At 36.9% G+C, this 458-nt stretch carries 1 protein-coding gene; it reads left to right on the top strand.

Features of this window, described 5'->3' with window-relative positions; genetic code table 11:
• Window positions 1–136 precede the first annotated feature (136 nt).
• A complete protein-coding gene (locus tag OCH80_RS07795; RefSeq protein WP_404539656.1) occupies window positions 137–352 on the top strand; it encodes a hypothetical protein in 216 nt (71 codons plus the stop codon).
• Window positions 353–458 lie beyond the last annotated feature (106 nt).

Below are 458 nucleotides of genomic sequence, written 5' to 3'. Positions count from 1 at the left end.
TTTTTTCAAAAATGACAACAGTTGGGGACTTTGCGGGGATTATTTTTTCAAAAATGACAACAGTTGGGGACTTTGTGGGGATTATTTTTTCAAAAATGACAACAGTTGGGGACTTTGCGGGGATCGTTTTTTTTAAATGACAACAGTTGGGGACTTCGCGGGGATTATTTTTTCAAAAATGACAACAGTTGGGGACTTTGCGGGGATTATTTTTTCAAAAATGACAACAGTTGGGGACTTTGCGGGGATTATTTTTTCAAAAATGACTAACTACATCGCAAATCAGCCCCTAAAAGTACCTAACTACAACGATTTTGGCCAAAATGATCCCCTAAAAGTACCTAACTACTGACGTTTTTAACAAAATGATCCCCTAAAAGTACCTAACTACTGACATTTTTACCAAAATGATCCCCTAAAAGTACCTAACTACTGACATTTTTACCAAAATGATCCCC

The sequence above is a fragment of the Lactobacillus sp. 23-2 genome (genome assembly GCF_044902225.1).
Lineage (GTDB): Bacteria > Bacillota > Bacilli > Lactobacillales > Lactobacillaceae > Lactobacillus > Lactobacillus absianus.
The sequence above is the reverse complement of the archived record's forward strand: the minus strand, read 5'-3'. Positions and strand labels throughout refer to the sequence as shown.

What these genes read in the sequence shown, in the direction of transcription:
- OCH80_RS07795 (WP_404539656.1), top strand. Translation starts at nt 137, where the DNA reads ATGACAACAGTTGGGGACTTCGCGGGGATTATTTTTTCAAAAATGACA.